Origin of the sequence: Actinomadura sp. NPDC048032, assembly GCF_040653175.1 — a bacterium.
In the GTDB taxonomy this organism is placed as follows: domain Bacteria; phylum Actinomycetota; class Actinomycetes; order Streptosporangiales; family Streptosporangiaceae; genus Spirillospora; species Spirillospora verrucosospora.
In genome coordinates this window covers 1-16,346 of record NZ_JBEZJP010000153.1, presented here as the reverse complement: position 1 = coordinate 16,346, position 16,346 = coordinate 1, and the positions used below count along the sequence as shown (strand labels likewise).

General features: G+C 73.9%; 12 protein-coding genes and 1 pseudogene. All 13 read left to right on the top strand.

Annotated features, from left to right (window positions below):
* A pseudogene (locus AB0C69_RS20910) lies at nucleotides 1-193 on the top strand (cell division/cell wall cluster transcriptional repressor MraZ); the annotation flags it as partial.
* 245 nt (nucleotides 194-438) lie between these two features.
* Complete coding sequence (rsmH, locus tag AB0C69_RS20905; protein ID WP_360355838.1) at nucleotides 439-1,461, top strand: 16S rRNA (cytosine(1402)-N(4))-methyltransferase RsmH; 1,023 nt, start codon at nucleotides 439-441, stop codon at nucleotides 1,459-1,461.
* Nucleotides 1,458-2,252: a hypothetical protein gene (locus AB0C69_RS20900; protein WP_360355835.1), complete on the top strand. Its 795-nt coding sequence runs from the start codon at nucleotides 1,458-1,460 to the stop codon at nucleotides 2,250-2,252. Before rsmH ends, AB0C69_RS20900 begins: the two co-directional genes overlap by 4 nt.
* A gap of 34 nt (nucleotides 2,253-2,286) precedes the next feature.
* Nucleotides 2,287-4,605: a penicillin-binding transpeptidase domain-containing protein gene (locus AB0C69_RS20895; protein ID WP_360355832.1), complete on the top strand. Its 2,319-nt coding sequence runs from the start codon at nucleotides 2,287-2,289 to the stop codon at nucleotides 4,603-4,605.
* A gap of 81 nt (nucleotides 4,606-4,686) precedes the next feature.
* Nucleotides 4,687-6,261: a UDP-N-acetylmuramoyl-L-alanyl-D-glutamate--2,6-diaminopimelate ligase gene (locus AB0C69_RS20890; protein WP_360355841.1), complete on the top strand. Its 1,575-nt coding sequence runs from the start codon at nucleotides 4,687-4,689 to the stop codon at nucleotides 6,259-6,261.
* Nucleotides 6,258-7,655 (top strand): UDP-N-acetylmuramoyl-tripeptide--D-alanyl-D-alanine ligase, encoded by a 1,398-nt coding sequence (gene murF, locus AB0C69_RS20885; protein WP_360355830.1) that lies wholly within the window; start codon nucleotides 6,258-6,260, stop codon nucleotides 7,653-7,655. Before AB0C69_RS20890 ends, murF begins: the two co-directional genes overlap by 4 nt.
* Entirely contained in the window at nucleotides 7,652-8,710 is a 1,059-nt protein-coding gene (gene mraY / locus AB0C69_RS20880; protein WP_345175494.1) for a phospho-N-acetylmuramoyl-pentapeptide-transferase, read from the top strand. Before murF ends, mraY begins: the two co-directional genes overlap by 4 nt.
* Nucleotides 8,692-10,125, top strand: coding sequence for a UDP-N-acetylmuramoyl-L-alanine--D-glutamate ligase (gene murD / locus AB0C69_RS20875; protein ID WP_360355826.1), 1,434 nt, complete (start codon nucleotides 8,692-8,694; stop codon nucleotides 10,123-10,125). The genes mraY and murD overlap by 19 nt, the downstream gene beginning before the upstream one ends.
* Nucleotides 10,126-10,127: 2 nt before the next feature.
* Nucleotides 10,128-11,384, top strand: a complete 1,257-nt coding sequence (ftsW, locus tag AB0C69_RS20870; protein ID WP_345175490.1) for a putative lipid II flippase FtsW — start codon at nucleotides 10,128-10,130, stop codon at nucleotides 11,382-11,384.
* A 40-nt stretch (nucleotides 11,385-11,424) separates the two neighbouring features.
* Nucleotides 11,425-12,519, top strand: a complete 1,095-nt coding sequence (gene murG, locus AB0C69_RS20865; protein ID WP_089312300.1) for an undecaprenyldiphospho-muramoylpentapeptide beta-N-acetylglucosaminyltransferase — start codon at nucleotides 11,425-11,427, stop codon at nucleotides 12,517-12,519.
* Complete coding sequence (gene murC / locus AB0C69_RS20860; RefSeq protein ID WP_360355821.1) at nucleotides 12,516-13,955, top strand: UDP-N-acetylmuramate--L-alanine ligase; 1,440 nt, start codon at nucleotides 12,516-12,518, stop codon at nucleotides 13,953-13,955. The genes murG and murC overlap by 4 nt, the downstream gene beginning before the upstream one ends.
* A 133-nt stretch (nucleotides 13,956-14,088) precedes the next feature.
* Nucleotides 14,089-14,862, top strand: a complete 774-nt coding sequence (locus tag AB0C69_RS20855; protein ID WP_360355819.1) for an FtsQ-type POTRA domain-containing protein — start codon at nucleotides 14,089-14,091, stop codon at nucleotides 14,860-14,862.
* Nucleotides 14,863-15,204: 342 nt separating this feature from the next.
* The coding region (ftsZ, locus tag AB0C69_RS20850) for a cell division protein FtsZ (protein WP_360355816.1) at nucleotides 15,205-16,346 on the top strand (1,142 nt) is incomplete at its 3' end.

Here is a 16,346-nt window from a genome sequence, read left to right as displayed (position 1 = left end):
GCCCGACGAGCAGGGCCGCGTCACCATTCCTCCGCCGCTGCGCAAGTACGCGGGCCTCACCCGCGACTGCACGGTCATCGGGGCCAACACGCGTCTGGAGATCTGGGACACCCAGGCCTGGGAGACCTACCTGGAGCAGGAGGAGCAAACCTTCTCCGACGTCTCGGAGGAGGTGTTGCCAGGGATTCTCTGAGATACGACTCGTCGGTCCGTTGACCGGCACTGGCCCACGTTCGGCCAGGTCTCCAGCCGCTCTCCAGTCAGCTGGCGCAGCTTCCCCGGTGCCAGACGGCGACCCCCCGCGGGCAACGCGGTGATCTTCCTCCAGGGCAGCGGATGGGGACCTGGCCGGGCGAGGCCGCCGCCGGGGGCGCGGGACGGTCCGGTCCGGCGATGCCACACAGTCCGCGAGCGAGGTGGCAGTACAGGGGGTGAAGCATGGACGGCGTGGAGAACGGAGCGGGGAACAGCGCAGGGAACCACGCGGCGCACGACCGGGGGCCCGAGAGCGGCCACATCCCGGTCATGCTCGACCGCGTTCTCGAACTTCTCGTCCCCGCGGCGCAGGCCGTCGCCGGCCGTGCTCCCGTGTACCTCGACGCCACGCTCGGCATGGGCGGCCACGCCGAGGCGATGCTGCGGGCCGTCCCGTCGCTGCGCCTGATCGGCCTCGACCGCGACACCACGGCGCTGGAGCGGTCCGCGCGCAGGCTCGCCCCGTTCGGCGACCGCGTGGCGCTGGAGCACGCCGTCTACGACGAGATCCCCTCCGTGCTGCGCCGGCTTCGCGTCCGGGCGGTCGACGCCGTCCTGTTCGACCTCGGCGTGTCCTCCCCGCAGCTCGACGAGGCCGACCGCGGCTTCGCCTACTCCTACGACGCCCCCCTCGACATGCGGATGGACCGCACCCAGAGCCTGACCGCGGCCGAGGTCGTCAACGGCTACCCGCCCGCCGAGCTCGCCCGCATCCTGCGCGAGTACGGCGAGGAGCGGTTCGCCCAGCGCATCGCCGCCGCGATCGTCAGGGAGCGCGAGCGCGCCCCGCTGGAGTCGACCCGGCGGCTCGCCGACCTGGTGCGCACCTCCATCCCCGCCGCCACCCGCCGCACCGGCGGGAACCCGGCCAAGCGCACCTTCCAGGCGCTGCGCATCGAGGTGAACGGTGAGCTCGACACCTGGCGCCGGGCGCTGCCCGCCGCCCTGGACGCGCTCCCGGTCGGCGGCCGGGTGGTCGTCCTGTCCTACCACTCGCTCGAAGACCGCATCACCAAGCAGGTCCTCGCCGCCCAGGCGGCCGACACGACCCCGCCGGAGCTGCCGGTCCCGCTGCCCGAGCACGAGCCGAGGTTCCGGCTCCTGACGCGCGGGGCCGAAGTGGCGTCCGACGAGGAGACCACGACCAATCCACGGGCCGGATCGGTGCGGATGCGCGCCGCGGAGCGCGTCCGGGAGGCGACATGACCACGACGAGCAGGCGGCCGCCGACCAAGGCGCCGAGGAAGCGGGCCCCGGAGCGGCCGGACGGAGCCGCCCCGGCGCCGGCCGCGCCGCCGAAGAGCCGGCCCGCGGGGACCGCTCCCGCCAAGCCGGCGCCCGCCAAGCCCGCCAAGCCGGCGAAGGCGGCGCCCGCCCCGGCGCGGACGAAGGCCTCGCCGGCCAAGAGCACGAAGGCGACGAAGGCCGCGAAGGCCGCGGGCGGCGCGACGGGAGGCACGACAGGGGCGACCGCGTCGCGACGCGGCGGCCAGAGCGCGCCGCGCGCCCCGTTCGTCCTTCTCATCGTCGGGCTGCTCGGCGGCGCGCTGGTCAGCCTGCTGCTGCTCAACACCGTCCTCGCCAAGGACGCCTTCACGCTGACGCGGCTGCAGCAGAGCAACAAGCAGCTCGAACAGCAGCGCCAGGCCTACGAGGAGGAGATCGCCCGGGAGGGGGCCCCGCAGCAGCTGTCGAAGAAGGCCGAGGGGCTCGGCATGAAGCCGGGCAAGGACCCGGCCTTCTTCTCCACCGAGCCCGGCCGCCCCGGCGGCACCATCCGCCCCGTCCCGCACTCGGCCGCGGCGTCGGCCGGCGCGGCGGGCGTCCTCGGCGTGCCCGGCACCGTGATCCCCGGCGACGGCGTCCCGCCCGCCGACGCCCGCACGAACGGCGCGGGCACGCGGAACGGGCAGGGCGCGGGCACGCGGAACGGTCACGGGAACGGCGCGGGAGCACGGAGCGGCACAGGAGCACAGACCGGGCACGGGGCGCCGTGAACGGGCGAGGGCACGGCGGGGAGCGGGTGGAACGGTGACGAAGGGCCCGGGACGCGGTACCGCTGGGCCGCCCTCCGGCCGCGGACGCGGCTCGGACGGGCGCGGCCCCCGCGGCGCGGCCGGGCGCGACGACAAGAGCGGCCCGGGCGCGGCGCGCGCGTCCGGGCGTCAGACGGGGAACACGCCGCGCCCGCCCGCGGGGCGGGCCGACGGCGCGGGACGGCCGGGCAGGAAGGGCGGCGGCGGCGCCCGCCGGCCCGCGCGCAGCGGCATGGTCCCCACCTCCCGCAAGGAGACCCCGGGCAAGGACACCCCCCGTAAAGACGCCCCGCGCAAGGACAGCGGACGTAAAGACGGCGCACGCAAGGAAGGCGCACGCAAGGACACCGCGGGCAAGGAGAAACCGGGCGGGCGGACGGGCGGCGCCGCGACGGCCGTCAAGCGCTCCGCGCGGAAGAAGGCGCCCGCCAGGGGCGCGGCGGCGGAGAGCCGAACGGCCCGCAACGCCCAGACCGCGCGGCCGAAGACGGACGGAGCGGGCCCCCGCGGCCCGCGCCCCGGCGGCGGATCCGGACGGCGCCCGCCGCCCGGCCGCCCCCCGCGGTCCCGGGTCCCCTTCCACCGCCGCGACCCGCTCAAGCGGCTCAACGTCGGGCTGCTCGTCGTCGCGTTCGTGCTGTCGCTGTTCGCCGGGCGGCTCGTCCAGCTCCAGACGATCGACTCGGGGCAGTACACCGAGCAGGCGATGCTGCAGCGGATGCGGGAGCTCAAGCTGCCCGCCGTCCGCGGCGACATCACCGACGCGCAGGGCAACCCGCTCGCCATGACGGTGGAGGCCCGCGCGATCTTCGCGGACCCCTCGCTCATCAAGCCGGAAAAGCGGCAGCCGATCGTCAACGCGCTGGCCCCGACGCTCGGGCTGAACCCCGCGACGCTGCTGAAGCAGATCAGCAAGCCCGAGACGCGGTTCGTGTACCTCGCGCACGGGGTCCGCCCCGACCAGGCGCGGCTGGTGAGCTCGTGGAACTTCCTCGGCATCGGCACTTTGCCGGAATACCGCCGGGAATACCCCAACGATTCGCTGGCCGCCAGCGTCATAGGTTTCGTGAACGACACGGGGAGCGGCGCCGCCGGCCTGGAGAGCTCGCTGAACGGCGTGCTCGCGGGCAAGGAGGGCTGGCAGCGGGTCGAGATCAGCCCCGAGGGCCAGCACATCCCCATGGGCGAGGACCAGAAGCGCCCGTCGGTGCCCGGCCGCGGTGTCCGCCTGACGCTGCAGCGCGACCTGCAGTTCAAGGCGCAGCAGGCGATCGAGCGGCAGGTCAGGGCGAGCAGGGCCAAGAGCGGCACCGTGATCGTCATGGACCCGCGCACCGGCCGTCTCCTCGCGATGGCGTCCGCGCCGGGGTTCGACCCGAACGACTACGCCGACTCCGACCGGTCCCGCTGGGGCAGCCCCCTGGTGCAGGAGGCCTACGAGCCGGGCAGCACCGGCAAGGTCGTCACCGCCGCGGCCGTCATGGAGCACGGCGGCGTCACCCCGCAGACGCCCTACACCGTCCCGGACAAGATCAAAAAGTACGACGTGGTGTTCCACGACTCGCATCCGCACCAGCCCGAGCGGCTGACGTTCGCCGGCGTGCTCGCCAAGTCGAGCAATGTCGGCACGATCATGGCGAGCGAGACCATCGACTCGCAGCGGCTCTACCAGACGCTGCGCGACTTCGGGTTCGGCCGCCGGACCGGCCTGCCGCTGCCCGGCGAGACGCAGGGCCTGCTGGAGCCGCCGGGCAAGTGGTCGGGCACCGACCGGTACCCGATCGCGTTCGGGCAGACGGTCTCGGTGAACGCGGTGCAGATGGCGAGCGTGTACTCGACGATCGCCAACGGCGGCGTCCGCGTCGCGCCGAACCTGATCGCGGGCACCGTCGGGGAGCACGACAGGTTCACCCCGGCGCCCGAACCGGAGCGCAGGCAGGTCATCAGCGCCAAGACGGCCCGGCAGATCAGCGACATGCTGGAGGGCGTCACGACGAAGGAGGGCACCGCCCCGAAGGCCCAGATCAAGGGCTACCGCGTCGCCGGCAAGACCGGCACCGCCGAGGCCGTCAACCCGCGCTGCGGCTGCTACGACGGCGGCGGCTACACCACCTCCTTCGCCGGGTTCGCGCCCGCGGACGACCCGCGCCTGGTGGTGCAGGTCGTCCTGCAGGATCCGAAGCGCGGGAGCCACTATGGTGGCGATGCGGCGGCACCGGTCTTCAAGGACGTGATGAGCTTCGCGCTTCAGTCCGAGAAGATCCCGCCGACGGGGAGCAGGCCGCCGATCATCGAGATCCGCGCCCGCGACTGATCGCAGCGAGTACCCTCCTCGCCTGTGAGTCCACCACCCGTGTCCGACCAGTCCCGTACCGTCCGCAACGAAAGAAACGCCATGCGTCCCACCACCAACCCGGCTCGTCCGCTGAGCGGACTCGCGGCGCTCCTCGGAATCGGATCGGACGAACAGGGCGGACAGGACGTATGGGACGCGGTGTCCGTCACGGGGATCACACATGACTCGCGCGCCGTGCTGCCGGGCGACGTCTACGCGGCGCTGCCCGGCGCCCGCGCGCACGGCGCCCAGTTCTCCGCCCAGGCCGCGGAGGCCGGCGCCGCGGCGATCCTCACCGACGCCGACGGGCACGACCGGGCCGCGGCGACGGGCCTCCCCGTCCTGGTGACGGGGGACGTCCGGGCGCGGCTCGGCGACGCGGCGGCGTGGGTGTACGGGGAGCCCGGGCGCGACATCACGCTCATCGGCGTGACCGGCACCAGCGGCAAGACCACCACGGTGTTCCTGGTGGAGGCGGGCCTGCGCGCCGCCGGGATCGAGACGGGCCTGGTCGGCGGCGTGGAGATCCGGGTGGGCGGCGACCGGGTGCCGAGCGCGCTCACCACGCCGGAGGCGACCGACCTGCACGCGCTGCTCGCGATGATGCGCGAGCGCGGCGTCGGCGCCGCCGCGATGGAGGTGTCCAGCCACGCGCTGGTGCAGGGCCGGGTCGGCGGCGCCCGCTACGAGGTCGCGGTGTTCACGAACCTGTCCCAGGACCACCTCGACTACCACCCGACCATGCAGGACTACTTCCTCGCGAAGGCGCGGCTGTTCACGCCCGAGTACTCGCGGGTCGGCGTGATCAACCTCGACGACCACTACGGCCGCGAGCTGCTGGAGATCGCCACGGTGCCGGCGACGACGTTCTCCCCGACCGGGGACCCGGCGGCGGACTGGCGGGCCGAGGACGTGCGCGTCGGCGCCGACGGCAGCGTGTTCCGCGTGGTCGGCCCCCTCGGCATCGAGGCCGACGGCGAGGTCCGCCTCGCCGGGCCGTTCAACGTCGCCAACGCCCTGGCCGCGATCGTCGCGCTGGTGGAGGCGGGCATCCCGCTGCAGGCGGCGGTCCGCGGGGTGGCGTCGCTGCCCGGCGTCCCCGGACGGCTGGAGCGGGTCGACGAGGGGCAGGACTTCGTGACCCTCGTCGACTACTCGCACAAGCCGGGGGCGGTCGAGGCCGTCCTGAACGCGCTGCGGCCCGTCACCGAGGGCGACCTCGCGGTGGTGATCGGCTGCGGCGGCGACCGCGACCGCGGCAAGCGGCCGCTCATGGGCGAGGCCGCCGCGCGGCTGGCCGACATGGCGTACCTCACCAACGACAACCCGAGGTCGGAAGATCCACTGGCCATCCTTGCCGCTATGGTCGAGGGCGGGCTCAAGGTGCCGCAGCCGGAGCGCGCGCACATCGTCGTGGAGCCCGACCGCGCCGCGGCGATCGACCTGGCCGTCGGCCGCGCCCGCCGCGGCGACGTGGTCGTCGTCGCGGGCAAGGGGCACGAGCAGGGCCAGAACGTGGCCGGCGAGGTACATCCGTTCGACGACCGCGAGGTCGTGCGCGCCGCGCTCCGGCGCCGTGCGGACGCGCTCCGGCGCCATGGACAAGGGACAAGAGGGGACGGGACGCAGGCGTGATCCCACTTCCGCTGTCGACGATCGCGGAGATCACGGGAGGGACCCGGCACGGGCCGCCGGACCCGGTGGTGGACGACCCGGTGGTGGACGGCCCCGTGGTGATCGACTCCCGCGCGGTGGAGCCCGGGGCGCTGTTCGCGGCGCTGAAGGGCGACCGCTCGGACGGGCACGACTTCGCGGCCGGGGCCCTCGCGGCCGGGGCGGCGGGCGTGCTCGCGCAGCGCCCGGTGGACGGGCCGTGCGTGGTCGTCGACGACGTCCAGGAGGCCCTCGGACGGCTCGCGAGGGGCGTCCTGGAGCGGCTGCCCGACGCGACCGTCGTCGCGGTCACCGGCTCGGCCGGCAAGACCTCCACCAAGGACCTCATCGGGCAGGTCCTCAGCGGCGCGGGCCCGACGGTCTACCCGCCCGGCTCGTTCAACAACGAGATCGGGCTGCCGCTCACCGTGCTGCGCGCCGACGCCGCCACCCGGCACCTCGTGCTGGAGATGGGGGCCCGGGGCATCGGCCACATCGCCTACCTCACCGGGATCGCGCGCCCGGACGTCGGCGTCGTGCTGAACGTCGGCACCGCGCACGTCGGGGAGTTCGGCAGCAGGGAGAACATCGCCCTGGCCAAGGGCGAGATCGTGGAGGCGGTCCCGCCGGGCGGCACCGCCGTCCTGAACGCCGACGACCCCCTGGTCAGCGCGATGGCGTCCCGGACGCGGGGCGAGGTCGTCATGTTCGGCCGCTCGCCGGGCGCCGCGGTCCGCGCCGAGGACGAGACCCTCGACGAGCAGGGCCGGGCGAGCTTCACCCTCGTGACGCCGGAGGGCGCGGCGCCGGTCGCGCTGCGCCTGCACGGCTCGCACGCCGTCCCGAACGCGCTGGCCGCGGCCGCGGCGGCGCGTGCGGCGGGGCTCGCGCCCGGAGCGGTCGCCGAGGCGCTGTCGGCGGCCGTGCCGGTCAGCCGGTGGCGGATGGAGGTCACCGAGCGGGCCGACGGGGTGACCGTGGTGAACGACGCCTACAACGCCAACCCCGACTCGACCCGCGCCGCGATCGACGTGCTCGTTCACCTGGCCCGCGGCCGCCGTGCCTACGCGGTCCTGGGCGAGATGGCCGAACTAGGTGACTCGTCCGTGGCGGAACATGCCAGGATCGGGCAGCATGTCGCGCGCAGTGGGATCGCCGGGTTCGTGGTGGTCGGTGCGAACGCGGCGGCGATGGCCGAAGGGGCCGGGCAGGTGGCGTCATGGACGGGAGAGTGCGTACAGGTGGATGACGTCGGCGCGGCGGTGACCGTGCTCAGGGAGCGGCTGGCGCCGCGGGACGTCGTGCTGGTGAAGGGCTCCCGCGTGGCCGGCCTGGAACGGGTGGCCGAGGCGATCCTCGCGGAGGACGGCCGATGACCAACATCATCATCGCCGCGGGGATCGCGCTGATCTTCGTCGGGGTCGGCACGCCGGTGTGGATCCGCATCGTCAACCGGCTCGGCTACGGCCAGATGATCCGCGACGAGGGCCCCGAGGCCCACCTGAACAAGCGCGGCACCCCCACGATGGGCGGGACGGTCTTCATCGTCGGCTCGCTCGTCGGCTACGCGGCCGCGCACCTGTTCACCGGGGAGGTCCCCACCATCTCGGGGATCCTGGTGCTGTTCCTGATGACGGGCCTCGGCCTCGTCGGGTTCGTGGACGACTACATCAAGGTGTTCAAGCAGCGCAGCCTCGGCCTGCGCAGCGGCGCCAAGATGATCGGCATCGTCCTCGTCGGCGTCGTGTTCGCGGTCGGATCGCTGAACTTCCCCAACGGCTACGACGTCACCCCCGCCGACCCCCACATCTCTTTCCTGCGCGACTTCGGCCCCTCGATCGGCCCGTACCTGTTCGTGGTGTGGGCGCTGCTGCTCATCGCGGCCATGTCCAACGGCGTGAACCTCACCGACGGTCTGGACGGCCTCGCGGCCGGCCCGGCGGGCATGGTGCTGGCCGCCTACGTCATCATCGGCAACTGGCAGCTGCGCAACAGCTGCGCCGCCAGCCTCGTCCCGAACTGCTACAGCGTCCGCGACCCCCTCGACCTCGCGGTGGTCGCCGCGGCCGTGCTCGGCGGCGTGTTCGGGTTCCTGTGGTGGAACGCCCCGCCCGCGAAGATCTTCATGGGCGACACCGGCTCGCTGGCCCTCGGCGGCGTGCTGGTCGGCCTGGCGATCCTCACCCGCACCCAGCTGCTGCTGGCCATCCTGTGCGGGCTGATCGTGATGATCACGCTGTCGGTGATCATCCAGGTCGGCGGGTTCAAGATGACCCGCAAACGCGTGTTCAAGATGGCACCGCTGCAGCACCACTTCGAGCTGTCGGGCTGGGCCGAGACCACGATCGTCGTGCGCTTCTGGCTGATGTCCGCGACGTTCGTGGCGATCGGCATCGGCCTCTTCTACCTCGAATGGATGCCGAAGAAGTGAACGAGCGCCCCTGGGAGGGCCGCCCCTGGGACGGCCAGAGCGTGTGCGTGGCCGGGCTCGGCGTGTCCGGCCGCGCCGCCGCCCGCGTCCTCGCCGCGCGCGGCGCCCGAGTCACCATCGTCGACGCCCGCGACGGGGAGGAGCAGCGCGGCCACGCCGCCGAGCTGGAGGCCCACGGGGTCGCGGTCCGGCTCGGCGACGGCGAGTCCCTCCCGGCGGGCGCCGACCTCGTCGTGACCTCGCCGGGCTGGCGCCCGGACGCGCCGCTGCTCGCCGCGGCCGCCGCGGCCGGCATCGAGATCATCGGCGAGGTGGAGCTGGCGTGGCGGCTCCGCCCCGAGGGCGCGGCGCCCTGGCTGGCCATCACCGGGACGGACGGCAAGACCACGGTCGTGCGGATGCTGGCGTGCATGCTCACCGCCGCCGGGCACAAGGCCATGGCCGTCGGAAACGTCGGCACTCCCATCGTGGAGGCCGTGAGCGAGCCCTACGACGTGCTGGCGGTGGAGCTCTCCAGCTACCAGCTGCACTGGTCCCGCTCCCTCGCCCCGTACGCGGCCACGGTGCTGAACGTCGCGCCCGACCACCTCGACTGGCACGGCTCCATGGACGCCTACGTCGGCGCCAAGGCCAAGATCTTCGCCCCGGGCTGCGTCGCCGTCTACAACGCCGACGACGACACCTCCGCGGCGCTCGCCGAACGCGCCGAGGGGGTGTCCCGGAGGATCGGCTTCACCCTCCAGGTGCCGCGGCCCGGGGAGCTCGGCGTCGTGGAGGAACTGCTGGTCGACCGGGCCTTCACCGACGACCCCGCGACCCAGGCCGCCGAACTCGCCGCGCTCGGCGACGTGCGGCCGTTCGCGCCGCACAACGTCGCCAACGCGCTCGCCGCCGCCGGGCTGGCCCGCGCGTTCGGCGCGCCGCCCGAGGCCGTCCGCGAGGGGCTGCGGGCGTTCGTCCCCGACCCGCACCGCATCCAGCACGTCGCCGACGTCGCGGGCGTCGCCTACGTCAACGACTCCAAGGCGACCCAGCCGCACGCCGCCGCCGCGTCCCTCGCCGCCTACGACAGCGTCGTATGGATCGCCGGCGGCCTCCTCAAGGGCCTGGACGTCGACGACCTGGTGCGCTCGTGCGCCGGCCGGCTGCGCGGCGCCGTGCTGATGGGGCGCGACCGGCACCGGATCGCCGAGGCGCTCGCGCGACACGCCCCGGATGTCCCCGTGGTGGACGTCCCCGACACCGACACTGGGGCGATGGACCGCGTCGTCGCCCACGCCTCCGGCCTCGCCCGGCCGGGGGACACCGTGCTGCTCGCGCCCGTCGGGGCCTCCTTCGACATGTTCGCCAACTACCCGGCCCGCGGGGACGCCTTCATCGCGGCGGTCGAGCGCCTCTCCCGGGACGCCCGGTAACGATGACCACCGCGGCCGGGGAGGACGGCGCCGCCCGGCGTCCGGGTCCACGGGAGCAGGTGGTCGCCGCCGTGGGGCTGCTCGACCGGCCCCTCACCTCCTACTACCTGGTGCTGGGCTGCTCGGTGATGCTGCTCGCGCTCGGCCTGACGATGGTGCTGTCGGCCTCCAGCGTGAAGCAGCTCCAGGCGACGGGTTCGGCGTACACGCTGTTCCAGAAGCAGGCCGTGTGGGTCGCGATCGGGCTGCCCGGCATGTGGGTGGCGTCCCGGCTGCCGGTGAAGACGTTCCGCGCGCTCGCCTACCCGCTGCTGCTGCTGTCGGTCGTCGCGCTGGCGCTGGTGCTGGTCCCCGGGCTCGGGCGCAGCGCGGGCGGCGCGACCCGCTGGGTCGACCTCGGCCCGGTGCAGATCCAGCCGTCCGAGCTGGCCAAGCTCGCCCTGGTGCTGTGGGGCGCCGACCTGCTGGCCCGCAAGGACCGGCTCGGCCAGCTCACCGAGTGGCGGCCGCTGCTGGTGCCGCTGATGCCGGGCGCCGGGGTGCTCGTCCTGCTGGTGATGCTGGGCAGCGACCTCGGCACCACGCTGGTGCTCCTCACGATCTTCCTGGCGCTGCTGTGGGTCGTCGGCGCCCCCGGCCGGCTGTTCGTCGGCATCGCGGGGCTCGTGTGCCTGCTCGTGTCGATCCTCATCATCGTCGAGCCGTACCGGATGCAGCGCCTCACCGGGTTCCTCGACCCGTCCGGCAACCAGCTCACCACCAACTACCAGGGCACGCAGGGGCTGTTCGCGGTCGCCTCGGGCGGCCTGTTCGGCACGGGCCTCGGCGAGGGCCGCGCCAAGTGGGACTACCTGCCGCACGCCGAGACCGACTTCATCTTCGCGATCGTGGGGGAGGAGTTCGGCCTCGTCGGGACGCTCGTCGTGCTCGGCCTGTTCGGGATGCTCACCTACGCGGGCCTGCGGATCGCCCGGCGCGTGAAGGACCCGTTCACCCGGCTCGCCGCCGCGGGGGCCACGGCGTGGCTGGTGGTCCAGGCGATCGTGAACATCGGCGCGGTCATCGGCGTCCTGCCCATCACGGGAATCCCCCTCCCGCTGGTGTCCTACGGGGGCTCGGCGCTCATCCCGACCCTGTTCGCGCTCGGCATGCTGCTCGCGTTCGCCAAGCGCGAGCCCGGCGCGCGGCAGGCACTCTCCGCACGGGGTCCCGGACCGGTCGTGAGGGCTCTAAGCTGGCTGGGTCTGGCACGGCGTTGAAATCCCCCCTTCGAACCACGCTGAGGAGTTGTCAACGGACATGAGGGTTGTCCTGGCCGGCGGCGGCACCGCCGGACACATCGAGCCCGCCCTGGCGCTCGCCGACGCGCTGCGCCGCAACGACCCGAACACCGGGGTCGTCTGTCTGGGGACCGAGCGGGGGCTGGAGACCCGTCTCGTCCCGCAGCGGGGCTACGAGCTCGCCCTGATCCCGCCGGTGCCGCTGCCGCGCACGCTCACCCCGCAGCTGCTGTCGGTGCCCGGCCGGCTGCGCGGGGCGATCAACGCGGCGGCCTCCGTCCTCGACCAGGCCCAGGCCGACATCCTCGTCGGCTTCGGCGGCTACGTCGCCACCCCGGGCTACCTCGCGGCGCGCAAGCGCAAGGTGCCGATCATCGTGCACGAGGCCAACCCGAAGCCCGGTTTGGCCAACAAGCTCGGCGCCCGCTTCACCGAGCACGTGGCGGTCTCGCACGCCGACTCGCCGCTGCCGAACGCCCGCTTCGTGGGGATCCCGCTGCGCCGCGAGATCGCGACGCTGGACCGGCTGGCGATGGGCGACAAGGCCCGCTCCTACTTCGGGCTGCTCCCCGACCTGCCCACGCTGCTGATCTTCGGCGGCTCGCAGGGCGCCCGCTCGCTGAACCAGGCCGCCGTGGCCTCCGCGCCGTACTTCCGGCAGGCGGGCATCCAGGTGCTCCACATCGTCGGGCCGAAGAACACCGAGGAGCCCGAGCCCGCGGCCGGCGGCCCGCAGTACGTCACGATCCCCTACTGCGACCGGATGGACCTCGCCTACGCCGCCGCCGACATGGCGATGTGCCGCGCGGGCGCGATGACCTGCGCCGAGCTGGCCGCGGTCGCGCTGCCGGCGGTGTACGTCCCGCTCCCCATCGGCAACGGCGAGCAGCGGCTGAACGCCGAGCCGATCGTCGCGGCGGGCGGCGGCATGCTGGTCGACAACGCCGAGCTGTCGCCGGACTGGATCGCCCGGCACCTGCTTCCGGTGCTGGCCGACCCGGCCCGCGTCGCGCACATGTCGGAGGCCGCCGGCCGGATGGGCCGCCGCGACGCCGACGTCGCGCTCGCCCAGATGGTCTACGAAGTGGTCCGCTCCGCGGGCGCCGCCCGATGAGCCTGATCGACCCGGGGGAGGCGGTGCCGGCGGCCGATCTCGGGCGGGTCCACTTCATCGCGATCGGGGGCGCCGGCATGTCCGGCATCGCCCGCATCATGCTGCGGCGCGGCATCGCCGTGTCCGGCAGCGACGCGCGCGACTCCGAGCTGCTCACCCAGCTCGGCGACCTCGGCGCCAAGGTGTTCGTCGGGCACGACGCCGCGCACGTGGGCGACGCCGACACCGTCGTGGTGTCCACGGCGATCCGCGACACCAACCCCGAGCTGGTCGCCGCACGCGCGCGCGGGCTTCGCGTCCTGCACCGCTCGGCCGCGCTCGCCTCGCTGATGGCGGACCGCCGGGCCGTCGCGGTCGCCGGCACGCACGGCAAGACCACCACCACCTCGATGCTGACGGTGGCGCTCCAGCACGCCGGCGCCGACCCGTCCTACTGCATCGGCGGGCAGCTCGTCACCACGGGCCTCGGCGCCGACGAGGGCACCGGCGAGGCGTTCGTCGCGGAGGCCGACGAGAGCGACGGCTCGTTCCTCATGTACACCCCGAACATCGCGGTCGTCACCAACGTCGAGGCCGACCACCTCGACAACTACGGCGGGTTCGAGAAGGTCAAGGAGAACTTCGCCCGCTTCGTCGACCGGATCGAGCCGGGCGGCACCCTCGTCGCCGGCGCCGACGACCCGGTCGCGATGGAGCTCGCCGAGCGGGCGCGGGCCCGCGGCCTGACGGTGCTGACCTACGGGCAGGCCGAAGGCGCCGACCTGCGCGTGACCGGGTTCACGCCGCGCGGCCTCGGCTCCCGCTTCGAGATCGAGGGCGACGGGGAGTTCACGCTGGCCGTGCCGGGGCGGCACAACGCGCTCAACGCCGCCGCCGTCGTCGCGGTCACGCGGTCCCTCGGCCTGGACGACGCGCCGGTGCGCGACGGCCTCGCCGCGTTCGGCGGGGCGATGCGGCGGCTGGAGCGCAAGGGCGAGGCGGGCGGCGTCGAGGTGTTCGACAGCTACGCCCACCACCCGACCGAGCTGACCGCCGACCTGGACGCCACCCGCGACTACCTGGGGGAGAAGGGCGAGGGGCCGGACGGGCGGGGCCGCATCGTCGCCGTGTTCCAGCCGCACCTGTACAGCCGCACCCGGTTCTTCGCCGCCGAGTTCGGCGCCGCGCTCGGCCTCGCCGACGTCGCGGTCGTCCTCGACGTCTACGGCGCCCGCGAGGACCCCGAGCCCGGCGTCACCGGCGCGCTGGTCGCCGACGCCGTCCCGCCGGGAACCGACACCGTCTACGCGCCCGAGCGGGACGAGGTGCCCGGCATCGCGGCGTCGCTCGCCCGCCCCGGCGACGTCGTCATCACGCTGGGCGCCGGTGACGTGACCCAGCTCGGCCCGCTCATCCTGGAACGGCTCGCCGGGGCGCAGGGCCCGTCGGGCCGATAGGCCTCGCCAGGAGATCGCGCTCGCCGAGGGGATTGGGCATGTCGGGGGGATCGGTTTTCCGGGGAGCGGGGCGTGACACGCCGTCGCGCGCGGGGTCGGCGGCCGGCGCGGGGATCACTGTCAGGCTTGGGGCATGACCGAGGCGCAGACGGGCCGCCGCGCGTCGCCGGAGCCGGAGCCGGAGCACGATCCGGAGACGGAGACCGCGGCGCCGGACGGGCGCGCCCGCGCGAACCGCTGGAAGGTGGTGTTCGTCACCCTCCTGGTGGTCGGCGCGCTCGGCGCGGTGTCCTGGGTCCTGCTCGGGTCGAGGCTGCTGGTGGTGCGGCACGTCGAGGTGACGGGCACCCGCCTCGCGTCCGCCGACCAGGTGGTGGCCTCCGCCGGGATCGATCTCGGCACGCCGATGGTGCGGCTCAGGACGGGCGCGGTCCGCGACCGCGTCGAGCGGCTGCGCGAGGTCGAGTCGGCGGCGATCGAGCGGCGCTGGCCGGGGACGGTCCGCATCGTCGTGCGGGAGCGCGAGCCGATCGCGGTGTTCCGCGACGGCGAGGGCTACCACCTGCTCGACCGGCACGGCGTGACCGTCGCCGACGAGGAGGCCCGCCCGGCGGGGCTTCCCGCGCTCACGGTCGCCTCGCCCGGGCCGTCCGACCGGGCGACCCTGGCGGCGCTCACGGTGCTGTCCGCGCTGCCCGAACGCCTCAGCGGCAAGCTCACCGAGGTGGAGGCGAGCGGTCCCGAGGAGGTGACCCTCTACATGGCGGGCGGCCAGACGGTGGTGTGGGGGGCCGCCGAACGGGCAGACGAGAAGATCAGGTTGCTGGACGCCGTGCGGCGGACGGCGGCGGGGCGCGCCGTCCGCACCGTCGATGTCAGCTCGCCGGAGGTCCTCAAGACGGAATGAGCCCGCTCGGGCGGCCGGGCCGGGGGACCTGCGAAGGCGGGCGGTCCGCGACACGCCGGTGGAGTTCGGGGGAGGTTAGTTGACCCTGGCGGTAAGGCCGCCCTACTGTCCGTATCAGTCCTCAGGTTGACATAACTGTAAGCCTCAAGTTGAGGGTGAGGGTTTACCCCCGCCAGCAGACGGCTTCACAGCGAGGCTTCACAAACCAGCTCGAACACCCAGCTCGGATACACAGAGCGAAACACAGCTCAAAGCACAGTCGGAATACAGGTCGGGAACACCGCGACGGCACGGTCGGCAGATCGGGCAGGGCGGTCGGAGAGAGCGGAAAGGCCCCTCGTCGTGGCAGCACCGCAGAATTACCTCGCGGTCATCAAGGTCGTCGGCATCGGCGGCGGCGGCGTCAACGCCGTCAACCGGATGATCGAAGAGGGACTCAAGGGCGTCGAGTTCATCGCGATCAACACGGACGCCCAGGCGCTGCTGATGAGTGACGCCGACGTGAAACTGGACGTGGGCCGCGAGCTCACCCGGGGCCTCGGCGCCGGGGCGAACCCCGACGTCGGCCGCAAGGCCGCCGAGGACCACCGGGAGGAGATCGAGGAGGTCCTCAAGGGCGCCGACATGGTGTTCGTCACCGCCGGCGAAGGCGGCGGCACCGGCACCGGCGGCGCGCCCGTGGTCGCCAACATCGCCCGCTCGCTCGGCGCGCTGACCATAGGCGTCGTCACCCGGCCCTTCAGCTTCGAGGGCAAGCGCCGCGCCATGCAGGCCGAGGCCGGCATCGAGACGCTGCGCGACGAGGTCGACACCCTCATCGTCATCCCGAACGACCGGCTGCTGTCGATCTCCGACCGGCAGGTCAGCGTGCTGGACGCCTTCAAGGCCGCCGACCAGGTGCTGCTGTCCGGTGTCCAGGGCATCACCGACCTGATCACCACCCCGGGCCTGATCAACCTCGACTTCGCCGACGTCAAGTCCGTGATGTCCGGCGCCGGCTCGGCGCTGATGGGCATCGGCTCGGCGCGCGGCGACGACCGCTCGGTCGCCGCCGCCGAGATGGCGATCTCCAGCCCGCTGCTGGAGGCCAGCATCGACGGCGCGCACGGCGTGCTGCTGTCCATCTCCGGCGGCTCCGACCTCGGGCTCTTCGAGATCAACGAGGCGGCGCAGCTGGTGTCCAACGCGGCGGCGCCCGATGCCAACATCATCTTCGGTGCGGTCATCGACGACGCGCTCGGCGACGAGGTCCGGGTCACGGTGATCGCGGCGGGTTTCGACGAGGGGCGTCCGGCCAAGCCGGTCCCTGAGCCGGAGAGCAAGCGGCTGCCCCCGCCCCCGCGTCCCGTCCCGCCGCCCGCGTCCCCGCCCGCGCCGGCCAACCCGATCCCCAGCCGCGCAAGCCCGAGGCGCCGGACGCCGACGCCACGCAGGCGTGGGGCCAGCAGCCCCCCGGCGGCCCGCAGTTCCCCGCCCTTCCCGAC

Excerpts from the sequence above, each read along its gene's own strand:
- AB0C69_RS20890 (WP_360355841.1), top strand. The coding sequence starts at position 4,687 with ATGCGTCCCACCACCAACCCGGCTCGTCCGCTGAGCGGACTCGCGGCG.
- rsmH (WP_360355838.1), top strand. The coding sequence starts at position 439 with ATGGACGGCGTGGAGAACGGAGCGGGGAACAGCGCAGGGAACCACGCG.
- ftsW (WP_345175490.1), top strand. The coding sequence starts at position 10,128 with ATGACCACCGCGGCCGGGGAGGACGGCGCCGCCCGGCGTCCGGGTCCA.
- AB0C69_RS20900 (WP_360355835.1), top strand. The coding sequence starts at position 1,458 with ATGACCACGACGAGCAGGCGGCCGCCGACCAAGGCGCCGAGGAAGCGG.
- murG (WP_089312300.1), top strand. The coding sequence starts at position 11,425 with ATGAGGGTTGTCCTGGCCGGCGGCGGCACCGCCGGACACATCGAGCCC.
- mraY (WP_345175494.1), top strand. The coding sequence starts at position 7,652 with ATGACCAACATCATCATCGCCGCGGGGATCGCGCTGATCTTCGTCGGG.
- murC (WP_360355821.1), top strand. The coding sequence starts at position 12,516 with ATGAGCCTGATCGACCCGGGGGAGGCGGTGCCGGCGGCCGATCTCGGG.
- murD (WP_360355826.1), top strand. The coding sequence starts at position 8,692 with ATGGATGCCGAAGAAGTGAACGAGCGCCCCTGGGAGGGCCGCCCCTGG.
- AB0C69_RS20855 (WP_360355819.1), top strand. The coding sequence starts at position 14,089 with ATGACCGAGGCGCAGACGGGCCGCCGCGCGTCGCCGGAGCCGGAGCCG.